The sequence below is a fragment of the Kaistella haifensis DSM 19056 genome (assembly GCF_000735695.2).
In the GTDB taxonomy this organism is placed as follows: Bacteria; Bacteroidota; Bacteroidia; order Flavobacteriales; family Weeksellaceae; genus Kaistella; species Kaistella haifensis.
The window spans coordinates 1-17,153 of record NZ_JASZ02000025.1 but is presented as its reverse complement, the minus strand read 5'-3'; the positions used below and the strand labels follow the sequence as shown (position 1 = coordinate 17,153).

18 protein-coding genes and 3 pseudogenes are annotated in these 17,153 nt (G+C 37.0%); 8 read left to right on the top strand and 13 right to left on the bottom strand.

All coding sequences use genetic code 11. The annotated features are described in order from the left end of the window. The first annotated feature begins 134 nt into the window (after positions 1 to 134). Together AP75_RS10540 and AP75_RS10535 are read left to right on the top strand one after the other, a co-directional pair. Positions 135 to 1,919, top strand: coding sequence for an AMP-dependent synthetase/ligase (locus AP75_RS10540; RefSeq protein WP_088264615.1), 1,785 nt, complete (start codon positions 135 to 137; stop codon positions 1,917 to 1,919). 195 nt (positions 1,920 to 2,114) lie between these two features. After that, positions 2,115 to 2,453 carry a carboxypeptidase-like regulatory domain-containing protein gene (locus AP75_RS10535; RefSeq protein WP_088264613.1) on the top strand — a complete coding sequence of 113 codons (339 nt, stop codon included), beginning with the start codon at positions 2,115 to 2,117 and terminating at the stop codon, positions 2,451 to 2,453. Between the two features lie 7 nt (positions 2,454 to 2,460). On the opposite strand, the gene AP75_RS14300 is transcribed toward AP75_RS10535, so the two are convergent. Then, the gene (locus AP75_RS14300; RefSeq protein WP_158212063.1) at positions 2,461 to 2,631 is read right to left on the bottom strand and encodes a hypothetical protein; all 171 of its coding nucleotides are present in this window, start codon (positions 2,629 to 2,631) and stop codon (positions 2,461 to 2,463) included. Between the two features lie 86 nt (positions 2,632 to 2,717). On the opposite strand from AP75_RS14300, the pseudogene AP75_RS10530 reads away from it, so the two are divergent. After that, positions 2,718 to 2,960, top strand: a pseudogene (locus tag AP75_RS10530) (transposase); the annotation flags it as partial. A 22-nt stretch (positions 2,961 to 2,982) separates the two neighbouring features. On the opposite strand, the pseudogene AP75_RS10525 reads toward AP75_RS10530, so the two are convergent. After that, positions 2,983 to 3,354, bottom strand: a pseudogene (locus AP75_RS10525) (glycosyltransferase); the annotation flags it as partial. A 91-nt stretch (positions 3,355 to 3,445) separates the two neighbouring features. Between AP75_RS10525 and AP75_RS10520 the strand changes: the two are divergent. Beyond that, complete coding sequence (locus AP75_RS10520; RefSeq protein ID WP_031501504.1) at positions 3,446 to 3,748, top strand: DUF4298 domain-containing protein; 303 nt, start codon at positions 3,446 to 3,448, stop codon at positions 3,746 to 3,748. Here the strand turns inward: AP75_RS10520 and AP75_RS10515 are convergent. From AP75_RS10515 to AP75_RS10495, 5 genes are all read right to left on the bottom strand, one after another. Continuing rightward, positions 3,732 to 4,310: an acyltransferase gene (locus tag AP75_RS10515; protein WP_031501503.1), complete on the bottom strand. Its 579-nt coding sequence runs from the start codon at positions 4,308 to 4,310 to the stop codon at positions 3,732 to 3,734. The two genes, AP75_RS10520 and AP75_RS10515, sit on opposite strands and share 17 nt — an antisense overlap. Beyond that, a complete protein-coding gene (locus AP75_RS10510; RefSeq protein ID WP_088264611.1) occupies positions 4,307 to 5,479 on the bottom strand; it encodes a glycosyltransferase in 1,173 nt (390 codons plus the stop codon). The genes AP75_RS10515 and AP75_RS10510 overlap by 4 nt, the downstream gene beginning before the upstream one ends. Further along, entirely contained in the window at positions 5,476 to 6,465 is a 990-nt protein-coding gene (locus AP75_RS10505) for a glycosyltransferase family 2 protein (RefSeq protein ID WP_088264609.1), read from the bottom strand. The genes AP75_RS10510 and AP75_RS10505 overlap by 4 nt, the downstream gene beginning before the upstream one ends. A gap of 191 nt (positions 6,466 to 6,656) precedes the next feature. After that, a complete protein-coding gene (locus tag AP75_RS10500; protein WP_088264607.1) occupies positions 6,657 to 7,643 on the bottom strand; it encodes a glycosyltransferase family 2 protein in 987 nt (328 codons plus the stop codon). A 1-nt stretch (position 7,644) separates the two neighbouring features. Then, entirely contained in the window at positions 7,645 to 8,211 is a 567-nt protein-coding gene (locus AP75_RS10495; RefSeq protein WP_088264605.1) for an acyltransferase, read from the bottom strand. 185 nt (positions 8,212 to 8,396) lie between these two features. Between AP75_RS10495 and AP75_RS10490 the strand changes: the two genes are divergently transcribed. Genes AP75_RS10490 through AP75_RS10480 form a run of 3 tightly spaced genes read left to right on the top strand, consistent with a single transcriptional unit; the run spans position 8,397 to position 11,614 of the window. Continuing rightward, a complete protein-coding gene (locus tag AP75_RS10490; protein ID WP_088264603.1) occupies positions 8,397 to 9,512 on the top strand; it encodes an acyltransferase family protein in 1,116 nt (371 codons plus the stop codon). 52 nt (positions 9,513 to 9,564) lie between these two features. After that, positions 9,565 to 10,584, top strand: a complete 1,020-nt coding sequence (locus AP75_RS10485) for a glycosyltransferase family protein (RefSeq protein WP_031501491.1) — start codon at positions 9,565 to 9,567, stop codon at positions 10,582 to 10,584. Positions 10,585 to 10,615: 31 nt separating this feature from the next. Further along, entirely contained in the window at positions 10,616 to 11,614 is a 999-nt protein-coding gene (locus tag AP75_RS10480) for a glycosyltransferase (protein ID WP_088264601.1), read from the top strand. A gap of 1 nt (position 11,615) precedes the next feature. On the opposite strand, the gene AP75_RS10475 is transcribed toward AP75_RS10480, so the two are convergent. The 4 genes from AP75_RS10475 to AP75_RS10460 are packed head-to-tail and all read right to left on the bottom strand — an operon-like array spanning position 11,616 to position 15,641. After that, positions 11,616 to 13,049, bottom strand: coding sequence for a nucleotide sugar dehydrogenase (locus tag AP75_RS10475; RefSeq protein ID WP_088264599.1), 1,434 nt, complete (start codon positions 13,047 to 13,049; stop codon positions 11,616 to 11,618). Continuing rightward, on the bottom strand, positions 13,033 to 13,416 hold the full coding sequence (locus AP75_RS10470) for a four helix bundle protein (RefSeq protein WP_242589804.1): 384 nt from the start codon (positions 13,414 to 13,416) through the stop codon (positions 13,033 to 13,035). Before AP75_RS10470 ends, AP75_RS10475 begins: the two co-directional genes overlap by 17 nt. A 57-nt stretch (positions 13,417 to 13,473) precedes the next feature. Beyond that, entirely contained in the window at positions 13,474 to 14,466 is a 993-nt protein-coding gene (locus AP75_RS10465) for an SDR family oxidoreductase (RefSeq protein ID WP_088264597.1), read from the bottom strand. A gap of 56 nt (positions 14,467 to 14,522) precedes the next feature. Beyond that, positions 14,523 to 15,641: a glycosyltransferase gene (locus tag AP75_RS10460; protein WP_031501489.1), complete on the bottom strand. Its 1,119-nt coding sequence runs from the start codon at positions 15,639 to 15,641 to the stop codon at positions 14,523 to 14,525. A 63-nt stretch (positions 15,642 to 15,704) separates the two neighbouring features. Here AP75_RS10460 and AP75_RS10455 point away from each other — a divergent pair, with 63 nt between their 5' ends. Beyond that, a complete protein-coding gene (locus AP75_RS10455; protein ID WP_088264595.1) occupies positions 15,705 to 16,550 on the top strand; it encodes a glycosyltransferase family 2 protein in 846 nt (281 codons plus the stop codon). 14 nt (positions 16,551 to 16,564) lie between these two features. On the opposite strand, the gene AP75_RS10450 is transcribed toward AP75_RS10455, so the two are convergent. Continuing rightward, positions 16,565 to 16,873 (bottom strand): hypothetical protein, encoded by a 309-nt coding sequence (locus AP75_RS10450; RefSeq protein WP_143755858.1) that lies wholly within the window; start codon positions 16,871 to 16,873, stop codon positions 16,565 to 16,567. A 49-nt stretch (positions 16,874 to 16,922) separates the two neighbouring features. Next, positions 16,923 to 17,153: pseudogene (locus tag AP75_RS14295) on the bottom strand (hypothetical protein); the annotation flags it as partial.

Genomic DNA, 17,153 nt, shown 5'->3' with positions numbered 1-17,153 from the left:
GTTAAACTTCACATATTTTTTCAAAAAAAAGGTCAAAAAAAATTGTTTTTGCTGTTTAAAATAAAAATGATATTTTTACCAGAACCCAATATTAAATTGTGTTTACATTAGAATATCTTTTATAAAAAATTACTATGTCGATAAAACGAATTTTTGACTTTGCACATTATGCATTAGAAAAATATCCGCAAGAGGATATGTTCATCACCAAATACCACGGAGAATGGGAGAAAACCTCAACCAAAGAATTTAATAATCTTGGTGATAAAATATCCCGAGGATTACTGAAATTGGGCATTAAACCCGGAGATAAAATTGCATTAATCACTACTGCTTCCCGTACAGAATGGGCTGTGATGGATTTGGGAATTTCGCAAATCGGTGCAGTTTCCGTTCCGGTTTACCCTACCATTTCACCAGAAGATTACGAATTTATTTTCAACAATGCTGAAGTTCAGTATTGTTTTGTTTCCGACCGCGAACTGCTGGAAAAAGTACAAAAAATCAAGAGCAATGTACCAAGTTTGAAGGGAATATTCACTTTTGATAAAGTTGAAGGAGCTGCAAACTGGAACGAAATCCTGGATTTAGGTAATGATGATGCTACCCAAAATGAAGTTGAGGATTTATCCAACAGCATTAATGCTGAAGATTTGGCAACAATAATATATACCTCGGGAACAACAGGACGGCCAAAAGGAGTAATGCTTTCTCATCAAAATATCGTTTCAAATGTCTTGGCTTCCGACCCAAGAATTCCACGCATCAAAGGTATTGATTATAAAGATATCCGAATCCTGAGTTTCTTACCGATTTGCCATATTTTCGAAAGAATGTTGTTTTACCTATATCAATACAATGGCTATTCGGTGTATTTTGCAGAAAGCATTGAAAAAATGGGCGACAACATCAAGGAGGTTAAACCACACATCATGAGCGTTGTACCTCGATTGATTGAAAAAGTATATGATAAAATCTATGACAAAGGAACCAGCGCAGGCGGTCTGAAAACGAAAATTTTCCTTTGGGCACTCGGCGTTAACAAAGCGAAAAAAGAGATCGGAAAACCTTCAGGTTTAAAAGAAATCATCGCAGACAAACTGGTATTTTCAAAATGGAGAGAAGGTTTGGGTGGAAACATTATCACTTTGGTTTCTGGTTCTGCAGCGCTCCAACCGCGTTTGAACAAAATGTTCCAAAACGCAGGAATCCCAATTCTGGAAGGTTACGGATTAACGGAAACTTCACCGGTAATCTCGGTAAACAGTTTCGGGAAAATCAAAGTAGGAACCGTGGGTCATGTTTTGGATAATCTCCAAGTGAAAATTCAGGAAGATGGTGAAATCACCGTGAAAGGACCTTCTGTATTCAAAGGTTATTTTAAAAATGAAGAAATGACCAAAGAAGTATTCACCGAAGAAGGCTTCTTCAAAACCGGCGACATCGGACATATCGATGAAGAAGGTTATTTGCATATCACCGATCGTAAGAAAGAAATGTTCAAAACTTCCGGTGGTAAGTACATCGCTCCGCAAGCTATTGAAAACCAAGCAAAAGCATCGAAATTCATCGAGCAGATCATGGTCGTTGGTGATGGTGAAAAAATGCCATGCGCACTCATTCAGCCGGATTTCAATTTCGTGCAACATTGGGCAGAGCGAAAACAAATCAACGTAGGAACAACGCCTGAGGAAATCGCGAAAAGCCCTGAACTAAAAGAAAGAATAGGCAAAGAAATCGATTACCTGAACTCCAAACTAGGAAATTGGGAACGAATCAAACGTTTCCAACTCACACCGGAAGTTTGGTCCATTGAGACGGGAATCCTCACGCCAACGCTAAAACTGAAGCGTAAAGCAGTGAAAGAAAGATTCATCGACCTCTACAACAAAATGTACGACCACGATCAGGAGGCGTAAACAATAATAAAAACACGGTTTCGACCGTGTTTTTTTATGCAAATATCCGCTTTTTGCGAAGACAAAGTACAAGCAAGTGAGAATTAGGGATAATGGTTCGTTGGATTTTGATTTTCTTTTTTGAAAATATTTGGGAATTTAAGGAAGATGTGTAAATTTGAGTGTGACTGCCATTTAAAAAAAATACTCTCAAAAATGAAGAAAATTTTAATTCTATTAACATTGTCGATTTTCACAATTAATTTTTCACAATTAATTTCGGGAAAAATAATAAATGAAGCTGAGAAGCCAATACAACGTGCAAGAGTTGGAATTGAAAATACTGAAATTGGTGATTTGACAGATGAGAATGGGAATTTCCAAATTGATTTTTCAAATATTGACAAAAACGCCAACTTAAAGGTTTATGTTAGCGAATTTATTCCGTATGAAATCAAAGTCAATGATTTTATTAAATCTAACAGAGAAATTATCTTGAGAGAAAGGGCAATAAACATTAAACCTGTAAGCATTAATCCAAAGAAATATAAATAGTCGTTCCTTAACAAAACCCACTATTTAATTTATATTTAAAAACAGGATTAGAAAACAGCATAATTTGTATCTTATAAAATAAGAAAATAATTTTCTGTTTCAGTAGTTCCATCATTTTCTTCATGTTCCAAGCGGTTGCAGCTAGTAATGCATTGATTTGTGGTCCCGTTTCTCCCATGAAGTAATTTTTTGCCAGCCTAAAATCGGTTTTTAAATGTCCGATGATAGGTTCTATTGCCGCTCTGGTTCTAAATTTTTTGCGCTTTGTCTGCTTTTGTTGAGCTACACATCACGGAAAAATCTGATAAAGAAACCACCAATGAAACCTTAAAATGGGTTCATATTACCATCAGTAACGCCAAAAGAAATCTATTAGGAAATTATCATAAAATCAAAAGAAAGTACCTTCAACTATATCTCAACGAGTTTATCTATAAGCTAAACCGAAGATATTTTGGTGACAAACTTTTCGAAAGGCTCATTATTGCTAATATTACAGCGATATGAGTAAAAACGGATATACATAATTTTTTAATGGAGAATTTAAAATTTCGTCACGAAAACCATGAATCGCAGCAAACTCGATATCGTATTTTTTTCCTTTTAAAATTTTAGAATACAAAATCGAAGGAAATTTCTTTAAAATTCCTTGAAATATCTTTCTGTAAGCTTTTTTAGGAAGATCCTGAAGTCGGTTCGTGGTAATCATTTCACCTTTGTTCAAGTATAAAACATTCACAAAATCCGGAACGTCGACCAAATATTTCCCGGAATAGAGATTCAGCAAAAGATCAATATCATACAAATCCGGTGGAAGATTTTTCAAAAAAGTAACCAGCACTTTTTCGGCGCCGCCATGACGCAGAGAACCGATTCGGACGAGGATTTTCTTTTTTTTCATGCTAAGGAAACCGTCTTTGCAAACTTAATTTTCATCAAATATACGTTTAGTCTTTTTTAAATTTTTATTTTTGCAGCAAATTTTAATGGAAATGGAAATTGATCTTGAAAGAATCACCGAGATGGAAAATGCCTTGAACCAAACCGACCAGTTGATCAAGGAAATGGAAAATCTATTGAAAAAATGGGAAGAGAACCTACCCAATTACCAAAAACTTTATAGTTATTACTACAGCGAAGAATGGAGCAAAGATTTCGAAGCGGCGAACGAAAATAAATTTCCAGTCGGTTTCCCGCACGGTGTTTTGAGTGAAGATGCGGCTTACAATACGTTGGGAGATTTCCGCGAACTGTCGATAAGAATGTTGAAAATTGGCGTTAAGGGCGTGGAGTAGAATTTTTCACAGGTTTGTAGGTGTGCGGAAGATTTTTTTGGAGATAATCTTCGAGTGCTTTTCGGTTTTGTTCCAATTCCCGGGGATACATCGTATTGTTTTTCAAAGCTTTGTCGCCATATTCTTCAACTGTACAGATAAATCTCGCCGGTACACCTGCAAAAACACTATTGTCCGGCATCGATGAATTTAAAACTGAGCCGGCTCCTAAAATACAGTTGTCGCCCATTTTCACTCCCGGCAGGATGGTGCAGTTATTTCCCACGAAGCAGTTTTTACCGATTTTTATGCGCCCGAAATTTCTTGCATCCTGATATTTTTCCATCGAGCGAATCACGTACATTGCTCCGTCATGATTGATGAAAGTACAGTTTGCGGTAATTTTTGTGCGGTCACCAATTTCTATTAAAAAAGGTTCTGAGCCGAATTTTGGCGCTTCAATAAAAATTACGTCTTTGCCCACCTTTAAACCACGGGACTTACATATTTCGATATAAGCTTTGTCACGAGTCCGGCGAACAAGATCTTCGGTTTTCAGAATAATTCTGTAAAGGAAATTCATGATTTCGTTTTTACTAAATTAAGAATGATTTCTTCAACTTCATTAAATATTTTTTGATTATCGAATTGATTATCGATGTAAATCAGGTTTTCTTTGATATTTTGAACGAAAGTTTTGTCGGTTAAGAATTTCTTCATCGCCTCATAAATTTCTGACGCGTCGTAACGGATCAGGTGGCCGGTTTTGCCGTCCTCAATCATCAGTTCCACATCCCCAACACGCGTCGCAATAATAGGTTTCTGCAGAATGAGTGCTTCTGAAATAACGAGAGGCCAGGCTTCGGATTCGGATGGCATAATAAAGAAATCGGCATTTTTAATGTAAGGGTACGGATTCATTTTGTTGCCGGCAAGGATAAAAGTTTCTTCAACGTCAAGCTTTTTCTGCTGAGCCAGGAGGTTGGGAAGCTCTTCTCCGTCGCCAATAATCACCACCGAGTGTTTGAAACCTTCTTTCAAAAGCCGGTGATGTGCGTCCATGAGTTTATGAAAGCCTTTTCGGGTATGAAGTCTGCCCACGGAAACAAAAGCCGGAACCTCCGATTTTGTGAAATCAGAAATATTTTCTTCCGATTTTTTCTTAATTTCTTCAATCGGAATAGCGTTGATGATTACACTTTCCGGCGGATAATTCAGGTTAGGATAGTGCTTGTGCATTAAATCTTTGGTGCGTTGAGAGCAATATACGATGTGGTCGAATTTTGGGAAACTTTTCAAGATCATGGGTACCACGGGTTGAAGTTTGGGTACCTGAATTTCGGAATGGAACCAGCCTATTTTTTTTGAATAATGATAAGGCGAACTGAGTACCGCCTCAAAATCCCGCCAATCCATTGCAATTTCTACATTAAATTTTTCATTATTAAAGAGTTTTGCTTCTTCTTTATTTCTATTTTTTCGAAAGTAGGCCAGTGCCAGTCTCCGCATGACAAGTTGTGCCTTCTGTTTTAATCTTTGCGGGCTCATGTCTTCTTTGCCCTTTGCTACTGCAATTTTTCTTACATGTTTTGGTATTTCGTTTCGCAGTTCGCCCTGATTGAGATTCAGCAACACGGTCATGTCGAATTTTTCCCTGTCCAGATTATTGAGCAGGCTCAGCATTACTTTCTCCACGCCGCCCATTTCCATGGAGCGGTGGCGGAAGAGGAGTTTGGTTTTTGGTTTCATCATGCTTGTGTAATAAGTCCGTATTTCGCTCTTTTTTTCATCAAGAAAAAGGAGTAGATTTTACCGTATTTCTGATTTAAAAGTAGTTTTTTAGAAAAGTTTTTGTAGTGGTATCCTGAATTTAATTTCCTGTAAATAAGCTTAGCTTCATCCGTTAAACCGTAGAGCAAAGCGGTATCCAATGCGAAAAGCAGTGTTTTTTCAGGCTGCATTTTGTCTGGATTAAGGATTTCCCGGAAATCATCAGGCATAAAATCATCGTAATTATCTTTGCCTAATTTCTTTCTTTCCACAAAAAAAAGTTTTGCCTGTTCCAGAAAAAGCATTTTTACCAAACGGTTTCCGGTTCTTGAAATGGAGCTGCTGATTAGCCTGTAATCCAAAAGTTTATCCGGAAGATTCGCAAATTTGGCACCTTGAGACAGATGCTGCAGGTAAAAATCAAAATCTTCGGTAGAATACATTTTATCCCGATAACGGACAGCGCTGTTGTTACGGAACATAATTACCGGATGGAATAAGGCGTTTTCCATATTGAATTTACATTCAATAACCTTATGATTGTCTTTAGCAATAAGTTCGCCGGTTTTTGTGCCATTTTCGCTCATAAGAGAAAGAGAAGAGCCTACCATAAAAATTTCCGGATGCTGTTCTAAAAACATCCATTGTTTTTGAAATCTTTCTAGGTGGCAGGTGTCGTCGGCATCCATTCTTGCAATGTATTTCCCTTTTGCATTTTCAATTCCTGAATTCAGATTTTCAACAAATCCGGCAAAGCCTTTATTTTCAGTTTTTTCAATCAGTACAATTCTTGAGTCTTTAGCGCTGTATTTTTTTAAAATTTCCAATGTTCTATCAGTTGAGCGGTCTTCAAAAATGATGAATTCAAAATCACTGAATGTTTGATTAAGAACGGATTCCACCGCTTCTGATATGTATGCTTCTGCGTTGTATGCAGAAAGGATGACAGAAATTTTAGGATTTTTCATTAGGTGTCTCGCTCTTGATTAAAATAATTGTTTTCTTTTGATATTCGGATAAAAACTACATTTGAAAACATTATATGCCATGCTTCTGTGGCATTATTAAAAATTGTTTATGAATTTTCCCAAAAAGACGATTAAAAGATTTTATCAGGATATCTGTTTTCATGATTGTCTTTAAGTTGATTCTATGTTATTCATCCTTGTGCTTTTGTTCTTCTTATAATAAACTCATCCAATAAAGTATAAAATCCAAGCCGGAGGAGAAGGTAATCTATTTTGTGTGTCAGCTTCTGATTAAATGGCGTGAATTTTTTTACATAAGGTCTTATTTCTGCCAAAAACTCAATACGCTGTGGTCTTGTATAATTGTTTTGGTAAATTGCATTTTTAAAACATAAATTAAAAACTGCAGATTTTCTTTGATTTATATAGTTTTCAATAAATTTTTTATCGGGACAGTTTTTTTCAAAAAAAGGATAGCCCTTAAAAACTTCCTTCATATAAGAAAAAGTTCTTTTAAAATCTTTGCTGTTGCTCAGAGAGTCCGCAATAATTCTATAATGATAATTGGCGTTGGGAAGAAATTGAATAGCAGCCATATACTGAAGATATTCAAAATAGAACAATTCATCCTCACAAAAGGACAAATGCTCTTTGAATTTTAAGCCATTCATTTTAATGATATTAGAGCTATAAAATTTATTTACAGGAAAACCCTGTGTGTATAAATAGTTTGATAGAAACTTTACCATGTTTTCAGGTAGTAGGAGGGTTTCGTTTTTATAATTTTGCGAAAGTTCCACATTTCCGGCTATATCCTTATAAAAATCCTGTATTAATAAAGTCGTTTCATTTGAATAATGCAGTAAATAATCTTTTATATAGTTTTCTTCAATCCAGTCATCGGCATCTACAAAGCAAATAAACTCTCCTTTAGACTTTTCAATTCCTAAATTTCTTGCTGAAGAAACGCCACCATTTTCTTTGTAGATATATTGAAATCTTTTGTCCTTATCGCACCAGCTTTTTGAAATTTCTGCCGTCTTATCTTTAGAGCCGTCATCAATAATGAGGCATTCCCAGTTTTCATAAGTCTGCGAATAAACAGATTTTAAGGTTTCCTCCAAAAAATTTTCTTCATTGTATGCAGGGATGATGATAGAAACAAGAGATTCTTTCATTCTACAAATTTTTGTAAATTAATTCCTGTTTATTCATTACAATGGTATTATCCGGCACATCTTTATAAATAACGCAGCCTGCACCCAAAATCACATTGTTCCCGATGGTTACACCTTTCAGGATGATGCAGTTAGCCCCCGTCCAAACGTTGTTGCCTATTTTTATGGGAGCGGTATTAAAATCTGTTTTGGCAACGGAGAAAGGTTCGGTGGTGTATTTGTGGTTATGGTCGAAAATTTTGAGACCTTCGCCCAGGATGCAGTTTTCACCGATTTCTATCCGATCCAGACACGAGATTGTCGCCCGGGTAATATAGGTGTTTTTGCCCACGGATAAAACCGCATTGTCTTTTACCGTAATAAAGTTATGGTGATTGATGGTTGTGTTATCCTGCAGCTCGAAAATGGCTTTGGGAGATATGTCAAAGGTATTGTTTGAACCCAGCCTGAAGCCTGGGGCAATTGTACTGGCAGAATTCTGCTTAAGGAGCTTCATATTGAATTCGCGAAACGCAATATTCCGCAACGCATCGGTTTTTTTGAAAAAGTAAGACAATAAAGATTTCATTAAGATTGATTTGTTTTTCGCAAAATTACACACAATAGTTTAATTGTAAAGTTTTTAAAGCAGCAGTAAATTAATTTGGATTTCAAATCTGTATTTTTGCAAAAAAAGATGTATTTAAAATTTCTTCGGACAATAAACCTTAAGCACAACTTTTAGCAGTTTGAGTTAATTATTCAGAAAATACTATGAAAAATTACCGCAATGTTTTTAAAAATTATTTCAGTCTCGAAATAGATGAAAACAGAGTATTTGGGTTAGACGTCCTTCGTATGTTTGCCATTGTTTTTGTTTTGCTAACTCACAGCGGGCAGTACATCCCTAAAAAATGGATTTCTGTTTATAAATCTTTTCTGTTTGATGGGGTCGGTATTTTTTTTGTACTGAGTGGTTTCCTCATTGGAAGAATACTGATAGGTGTTCTCGAAAAAACTGATTTTTCTACGAAAGAATTGTGGCGTTTCTGGAATAAGCGATGGAGCAGAACCCTTCCTAATTATTTTTTCTTTCTGCTACTGCTCATTGTTTTTTTTCCGCCTAAAAGTGATGTTCAGCTGTATAAATACTTCCTATTCACCCAGAATTTAACACACAAACAGCAGGATTTTTATGGCTGGTCGTGGAGCCTCGCTATTGAAGAATGGTTCTATATCATTACAGCTCTGCTTATTTTCGTCATACACCGGCTGCGTCTGCTCTCAAAGAATAAAACGGTTCTGCTTTCCATTCTTTTCATTATTCTTTTTTCTAATATTGCCCGGGCGATGTTCTGTATAAAAGAAAGATTTGGCGCTTCAGTTTTTGAAATCATCCGTTATTCTTTAATTTATCGTTTTGATACCATTATTTATGGCGTCCTCGCTGCTTATATTTTCTATTACCACAGAGAATTTTGGGAGCGCTATAAAACATGGTTTTTGGTTTTGGCTGCGTTCTTAACTTTATTAATCTACATTTCAGGCTTACAATATTACCGTGAAGATTATGCACAGTTTTCATGTCTTGGAGCTTTCACACTTATTTCAATCAATGTTATGCTGTATCTGCCTTATCTTAATTCTATAAAACGCATTTCCAGCGGAATTTATAAACCTGTTATTTATATCAGTCTTATATCCTATTCATTATATCTTGTAAACAGTATTGTACAGGATTCCCTTGGGCATACATTTGGTTTCTGGGATTCCCAAAGAAAACTTCTGTTGGAACACTACGGTTTTGACCTTAAATGGCGCTATCTGGGCTTTTTTTTATTTCATAGCTTTTTGGATTGTGTCTATTTTTTGGGCATTTCTTCAGTATAAATTTTTCGAAGTCCCAACTACAAAATTTCTCAGAAAGTATATAAAATAAATCATGGAAGTTCTTATCAAATCATTTAACAGGCCTTATTACCTCGACAGGTGTTTAGCAAGCATTTACCGTTTTTGTGAAGGTTTTTCCAAAATAAAAGTTCTGGATGACGGCACTCCCGAAAACTATTTGAAAAAAATTCAGATAAAATATCCTGAAGTAGAAATCGTGCATTCTTCACAATATCAGCAGAAAAACAGGGCGATTGAAGAAAACCTGCAAAGCGGAAAGGAAATAGACGGTTTTAAAATTCCCGTACAAATGTGGAAAAAAGCCGTTGAAAATTCTACGTCTTATCTTATCATTACAGAAGACGATGTTTGGTTTACAAAAAAAGTTAATCTTTTAAATCTTCAACAAGCTATGATTTCTAAAAATACCGATTTGTTGAAACTGGGAAATCTTGGCAGAATCCCCAATGGGAAGAAAGAAACCTGTGGTAGTGAAAATTTAATTTATCCGGAACTGAAACTTCTCACTTTTCCGAAAAAACTGTCAGAAGCTTTTTTTTACAATCATTTCAAATTCTTCTCACTGCTCTATAAACTGAAAGTGGTAGATAATTACACAATCGGCAAGTATTACGATTTAATTTCCATTCTGATGGGGATGTACCGAAAAGACTACTGGCTGAAACTTTGGGAAAACATCGATCAAAAAGTTGATGAAAAACGGCAACTTATCAATGCGAGTTTACATTACCGTAAAAACATAAAGAACAAATATCTCACCGGGCTTCTTGAAGAGGAATGTATGAAAACCACTTTTAAATCTTCTGCCACCAATTCCTACCACAAATACGGTCATGATTTTGATGTGAACCGCTTCAATTATATTATGAATGAAGCCTGGTTTAACAATCATTTTGATGTTTTCGAGAATTTCCCCAAAGATTATTCAGATGATTATTTTATAAAGAAACTAACTGAAAATCCACACCCAAGAGCAAAACCTGAACAATGGAAAAACTGGGCAACGCAGTTTAAAAAACAGTACCAAAATCTTGGATGTATTGTAGATTAATTATTAACTAAAACGTATAAGAGAAATTTTAATGCGCTCACCACTAGTTACTATTTCGATACCTATCTTTAAATGCGAAGAATTTCTGGAACGTTGTTTAGACTCTGTTCGCTCGCAAACATATCCTAATATAGAAGTTATCCTCATTAATGACCAGACTCCCGACCGTTCCGTAGAGTTTGCTGAAAAATATATTTTGGAAAACGGCCTTGTCAACTGGCGCATCCTGCATCTGGAACAAAATTCCGGGCTTTCTGTTGTAAGAAATAAGGGAATTGATACTGCGTCGGGCAAATACCTCTTCTTCCTTGACAGTGATGATACCATTACTGAAGACTGCATTGCAACTTTAGTAGGAATTTCAGAAAATACGGGTGCTGAGATGACCATGTCCCAACTGGAGTGCGAGAAATCGGATACGGGAGAAAAGAATATCTGTATCACCATCACAACCGATTATGAATTGCTGGAGGGCAACGAATTGATTTTCAAAGAATTTTCTGATGGAAAACTCGTAACTTATGCTGTTAATAAGCTATTTGATGTCGAGTACCTAAGGAAAGAAAAACTGTATTTTATTCCAGGATTATTTGCTCAAGACGAGTTGTGGACTTTTCATTCAGTTTTGAAAATGAATAAAATCGCGGTTCATAAAGGAATTACCTACACTTATTTTTTGCATCCGAAATCTGTGATTCACAACCGTGGTAAAAGAAACTTCGACAACTGGTTCACTATCGGGCAGCATATTGATAAAGCCTATAAAACTGAACAAAACCCTGTGCGAAAACAGCAGATATTGAAATACCTCACAGCTTTTAAAAGCCTTACCCTTCAGATGAACTGGAAAGCCCAGAAAAACGAAGAGCTGTGGAAGGAGAGTTATAAAAATTACAAAACTTTATCTTCATTGAGGCTAAAGGATTTTTTTTCCGGTTCATTCTCTAAAGACACAAAAAAGCAGGCTTTGTATAATAGCCTGCCGGTCGGTTTTGGTTTTAAACTTTTTAAATGGCGTTTTGAGCAGTAGTTTAAAGCCGCTCGCACTCCTGTTTCAGCATCCCCTTCACATCATACAGCACTGCGTTTTCTTTAAGAAGAGCATCGAAATCCAAATATAGAAACTCTTTATGTGCCACACCTAATACTACAGCATCGTATTTGTGATTGGTGTATTGTGGTTGGTGGTTGTGTGTTTCGTCTCTCAAATCTCGTCTCTCAAATCCCGGTTCTAAAGACTGGTGGCTGGTGATGCCGTATTCATGCTGCACCTCCGCAGGATTTGCCCACGGGTCGTAAGTCGTCACTTTTACGCCAAAATCTTCCAGAGCAGCGATGACATCTACAATTTTGGTATTGCGCACATCCGGGCAGTTTTCTTTAAAGGTAATTCCCAACATCAACACTTCAGCGCCGTTAACATTGAGGTTCTTTTTAATCATTGCCTTTACCACCTGCTCCGCAACATATTTCCCCATGGAATCATTCAGTCGGCGCCCCGCCAAAATAATCTCGGGATGATAGCCAAATTCCTGCGCTTTCTGTGCGAGATAATACGGGTCAACCCCAATGCAGTGCCCGCCAACCAAGCCGGGTTTAAAAGGCAAAAAGTTCCATTTGGTACCCGCCGCTTTTAGCACATCATGGGTGTTGATTCCCATTAAATTAAAAATTTTTGCCAGTTCATTAACAAAGGCGATATTGATGTCGCGTTGGGAATTTTCAATCACCTTGGCGGCTTCGGCAACTTTTATGGTTGGTGCGAGATGCGTCCCTGCCGTAATCACCGATTGGTATAGATCATCTACAATTTTCCCGACTTCCGGCGTAGAACCGGCGGTAACCTTCAGAATTTTCTCTACCGTATGTTCTTTATCGCCCGGATTAATGCGTTCCGGTGAATAGCCGGCAAAGAAATCTTCATTGAATTTTAAACCTGAAACTTTCTCCAGAACCGGCACACATTCTTCTTCTGTTACTCCGGGATATACGGTAGATTCATAAATCACAATGTCACCTCTTTTCAGCACTTTACCCACCGTTTCGCTGGCTTTGTAAAGTGGTGTCAAATCAGGGCGGTTGTTTTTGTCAACGGGTGTCGGAACGGTGATGATGTAGATGTTGGAATCGGAAATATCCTTCAACTCATTGCTGACTTTTAGTCCGTTTTTTTGTGTTTTTGTGTTTTCGTCTTTTTGATCTTCATCTGAAATCAGGACGCTTTTCAAAAGTTCATCGGAAACCTCCAGGGTACTGTCGTGTCCCTGTTTCAGTTCAGCGATTCTGTTTTCATTGATGTCAAAACCTACCACGGGAAATTTTGTAGCAAACAATCTCGCCAAAGGCAAACCGACGTAGCCTAGGCCGATGACCGTTATGCGGTGCTTAGTGGCTAGCGGTTGGTGGTTCTTGTTTGAAGATTTGTGATTGTCGCTTTGTGGTTGGTATTTATTTTCTATGTTCATTTTCAATTCTGAGTTTTAATTTTTTGATTAACGAAAACAATTGTTTCCTAATCATCACAATTATGTTATTGATTTCTTCTGTGTCAGAAAGGTATTGTTGTCTCTTGGCAATTTCGAGTTGAGTTTCCAGTTCACTTAAAGAGCCTTGGGAAATATAACAAAAATGAATAAATTCCCTGGTGTTTTTTCGCTGAAATCCCTCGGCAATGTTGGATGGAATGGAGATAGCACATCTGCGAATTTGAGAGGTGAGGACAAATATTTCTTCTTTGGGAAAATTTTTAGTGATGGCGTAGATAATATCTACTAAATTCATGGCATTTTGCCAAACCTCCATCTCCCGAAAACTCAAAATTTTATCTGCCACAAAATAACTTTTTATCTCATTCTCTATATGCTCCAACCACAAACCACTAATCACTATTTACAAATTCCCCCAGTACCACTCCACGGCTTCTTTAAGGCCATCGGCGAAGATGTGCGTTGGTTGGTAGCCAAGGTTTTTCTGTGCTTTTTCAATGGATGCCAGGGAATGCGGAATATCGCCTACGCGGGTAGGACCGTGCAGAATTTCTATATCGGCAATTTTGTCATCGTACTGAGCGAGGTATTCTTTTAAAAGTTCAGCCATTTGTTTAATGGTTGTGCGGTCGCCTACAGCGGTGTTGTAGACCTGATTCAGAGCGTCCGGATTTTCGGTGGTTAAGGCCAGCAAATTCATCTGAATCACATTGTCGATGTAGGTAAAATCCCGGGAATAATCGCCTGCCCCGTTGATGGTTGGTGATTCGTACTTCATCAGTTGCTGCACAAATTTGGGAATCACCGCCGCATATGCACCATCCGGATTTTGCTTCCTTCCAAATACATTGAAATACCTCAACCCGATAGTGTCAAAATCATAAGTCCGCTTAAAAACATCGGCATAAAGTTCATTCACATATTTGGTGATGGCGTAGGGAGAAAGTGGTTTGCCGATGCGTTCTTCAATTTTGGGAAGGGCTTCATGGTCGCCGTAGGTGGAAGAACTTGCAGCGTAAACCAGCCTTTTTACACCGGCATCCCTGGCGGCTACCAGCATATTCAGAAATCCGCTCACATTCACCTCGTTGCTGGTAATAGGGTCGTTAAGGGAGCGCGGCACGGAACCAAGCGCGGCTTCATGAAGTACAAACTCCTGGTTTTCACACGCTTTTTTACATGTTTCCAAATCACGGATGTCGCCTTCGATAAGTGTAAAATTCGGATTGTCAATTACTGCATCTAAATTTTTCATGAATCCGGTGGCGAAATTATCCAGGCAAGTCACTTTTGTACCTAATTGAATTAAGGTTTCACAAAGATTTGAGCCGATGAATCCAGCGCCGCCTGTTATGAGGATGTTTTTGTTTTGTAGTTGAGTTTTAAATTTTTCCATCAGAGAAGATAGGGATTAAAAAGATGTGTATTTTTTGAAAGTTTTGTGCTGTGTAATTAAGCTCTTTCAAGTATTTTTTTGAAGTTTAATATTTGTATTTTATTATCCAGAATGTTTAGGTAGTCTTCCTTAATACGGGACGCATATTTTTTAATTACATCAGGGTTGTCAAATAGGTAAATAATTGCATCTGCCATTTCGTCAATATCACGGTTAATGAAATGACCATTTACACGATCTTGTATAACCATTGAGGGGAGGCCAATCCGGGTAGAGATTGAAGGGATGCCGCACAATGAAGCTTCACAAAACATAGTTGGTGCCCCATCTCCATCCGAAGCGATTACGGCTAGGTCTACGTCATTATAGAAAGTAATCATGTCTTCATAGCTGAAATTAAATGCGGTTTTCAAATGGATATTTCTTCCGGTAGCTTTAACCTTTTCTACAGCGGGTACAATGACTTCATAAAATCCTTTTACGGAACGGTTTGGGTTACCTGTCCATCCCAATGTAAAGGTATTGTGCTCTTCGCGTATTTTTCCAAATTCATTTTGTTTATAAATGCCGAGGCAGTATTGCACCTTATCCGTAAGAGGGAGGTATGCGTTCTCCAGATTTTTATTGGCTACTAGAAGGTAATCATAGTGTTTGATATATTTGTTGAAAAATTCTTCACGTGTGAGGCCGTTTACAAAAGTTCTGTCTTTTAAATCCTTTTCTGGTCCTAGATGTGGATAACAGTCGTTGAAAATACCAACGATATTTTTTTTTCCTTTAAAGGGGTGCTCGGCAATATATTGGAAGAAATAGGCCATGGAAAATAGATAATCGAATTCTTCAGGTTTGTCGTCTATCGGTTTTTCGTCACCCCCAAAATTATATATGTACGGATGAGTGTGCTTGGGGTATGAGAATTTTTTGCTTGGATGGATGAATTGTAGTGTATGGTTGACCCGGCTGAACTTTTTAAGAAAGTTATATTGGATGTTTCTCAGGAAATTATAAAGCTTATAATATTGAGAACTGATGTTTTTAAGAGGTTTAACACGATACTTGTCATTGGTGAAATAATAAAAATCATATTCTTCTCGAAGTTCTTCAGCCCATGCTTTAGTAAGATAATAAAAAGCCCAGTTTTTAAAATCTAATTCGAATAGTATTTTTTTCTTCATCTATATTTTTGTTAAAAGTAGGAATTTTAGTTGTAAAGTAAAAATAATTATCTTTGTAAGGAAATGTATCCCATCACTATTTTTACTCCCACATACAATAGGGCACCTTTGTTGAAAGAGGTGTATTTATCTCTCAGAAAACAAAGCCGTCATGATTTTGAATGGTTGATTGTAGATGATGGCTCTACAGATAATACCGCCGAGGTAGTAGAGGCATTTGCAACAAATATGTTCCCCATCCGTTACCATAAACAGGAAAATGGAGGAAAACACATAGCCGTTAATCAGGGTTTGAAAATGGCGAAAGGGGATTTTTTTTTTGTATTGGACAGTGATGACTGGCTTGCAGAGAAATGTGTGGAGCATATCCTTGAAAACATCCTTCCCAAAATAACGAAAAATCTTGCCGGGTTCACGTTTTTACGTGGAACCGAGACCGATGAAGTTAGATATAAGGGTAGGGAATGGATTGCTACTACAAGAAGTTTCCATAATACCTTTGGAAAAATGGAGATGCAGTTTGTTTATAGAACAGAAATTTTCCGAAAATATCCTTTTCCGGAAGTTCACGGTGAAAAATTTTGCAGAGAATCGTTAGTACACCGCCGGATTGGGAGTAGGTATAATCTTCTTTTTACAGATCATATATTGTCTTTTGGAGAATATTTGGAAGATGGCCTTACAGCCAATAGCTGGCAAAGGATGCTTCAAAGTCCTTCCTATTCCGCCCTACTTTTTGCTGACCAGACCAGTTATTTAGAAACGAGAAAGGAAAGGCTAGTGGCAGCCAAAAATTATTGGGCATTTGCAAAAAATGCTAAGATTTCCTGGGTGAAAAAAATGTTTTTGATAAACCCTGAACTTACTTTGCAGATTTTTCTGAATAAAGTTTTCAGATATAGAGATTGATATAAAAGATAGTTTTAAATATCTGAAAAAAGTTTGTGAAGCCAATTTTCTAAACTGTATTCATAGACTATTTTTTCATCAATTGGTGAGTAGGGTTTTTCAAGGAACTCGTTTAGTCCAGTGAAATTCTCAAAATCGGTTACAAAAATATTATCTGGATTGTAAAAGTTAAACTCTTTTACATAGCTATTGTTGGTTATGATTTTTTTCTCATAGCCAAGTGCTTCAAAGATTCTGAAAGATAGCCCATTTTGATAGCTTGGTTTAATGTCCACCAGTGTTTTTGAATCTTCGACTAAATTAAGGTATTCCTGGTATTCCATGTCGGCCGATATTTTTTTTATAGATCCATCATTGTTATCTAGTCGTTCCTTAACAAAACCCACTATTTAATTTATATTTAAAAACAGGATTAGAAAACAGCATAATTTGTATCTTATAAAATAAGAAAATAATTTTCTGTTTCAGTAGTTCCATCATTTTCTTCATGTTCCAAGCGGTTGCAGCTAGTAATGCATTGATTTGTGGTCCCGTTTCTCCCATGAAGTAATTTTTTGCCAGCCTAAAATCGGTTTTTAAATGTCCGATGATAGGTTCTATTGC

Coding starts and splice junctions, on each gene's coding strand:
- AP75_RS10540 (WP_088264615.1), top strand. CDS start 135: ATGTCGATAAAACGAATTTTTGACTTTGCACATTATGCATTAGAAAAA.
- AP75_RS10535 (WP_088264613.1), top strand. CDS start 2,115: ATGAAGAAAATTTTAATTCTATTAACATTGTCGATTTTCACAATTAAT.
- AP75_RS14300 (WP_158212063.1), bottom strand. CDS start 2,631: ATGGGAGAAACGGGACCACAAATCAATGCATTACTAGCTGCAACCGCT.
- AP75_RS10520 (WP_031501504.1), top strand. CDS start 3,446: ATGGAAATTGATCTTGAAAGAATCACCGAGATGGAAAATGCCTTGAAC.
- AP75_RS10515 (WP_031501503.1), bottom strand. CDS start 4,310: ATGAATTTCCTTTACAGAATTATTCTGAAAACCGAAGATCTTGTTCGC.
- AP75_RS10510 (WP_088264611.1), bottom strand. CDS start 5,479: ATGATGAAACCAAAAACCAAACTCCTCTTCCGCCACCGCTCCATGGAA.
- AP75_RS10505 (WP_088264609.1), bottom strand. CDS start 6,465: ATGAAAAATCCTAAAATTTCTGTCATCCTTTCTGCATACAACGCAGAA.
- AP75_RS10500 (WP_088264607.1), bottom strand. CDS start 7,643: ATGAAAGAATCTCTTGTTTCTATCATCATCCCTGCATACAATGAAGAA.
- AP75_RS10495 (WP_088264605.1), bottom strand. CDS start 8,211: ATGAAATCTTTATTGTCTTACTTTTTCAAAAAAACCGATGCGTTGCGG.
- AP75_RS10490 (WP_088264603.1), top strand. CDS start 8,397: ATGAAAAATTACCGCAATGTTTTTAAAAATTATTTCAGTCTCGAAATA.
- AP75_RS10485 (WP_031501491.1), top strand. CDS start 9,565: ATGGAAGTTCTTATCAAATCATTTAACAGGCCTTATTACCTCGACAGG.
- AP75_RS10480 (WP_088264601.1), top strand. CDS start 10,616: ATGCGCTCACCACTAGTTACTATTTCGATACCTATCTTTAAATGCGAA.
- AP75_RS10475 (WP_088264599.1), bottom strand. CDS start 13,049: ATGAACATAGAAAATAAATACCAACCACAAAGCGACAATCACAAATCT.
- AP75_RS10465 (WP_088264597.1), bottom strand. CDS start 14,466: ATGGAAAAATTTAAAACTCAACTACAAAACAAAAACATCCTCATAACA.
- AP75_RS10460 (WP_031501489.1), bottom strand. CDS start 15,641: ATGAAGAAAAAAATACTATTCGAATTAGATTTTAAAAACTGGGCTTTT.
- AP75_RS10455 (WP_088264595.1), top strand. CDS start 15,705: ATGTATCCCATCACTATTTTTACTCCCACATACAATAGGGCACCTTTG.
- AP75_RS10450 (WP_143755858.1), bottom strand. CDS start 16,873: ATGGAATACCAGGAATACCTTAATTTAGTCGAAGATTCAAAAACACTG.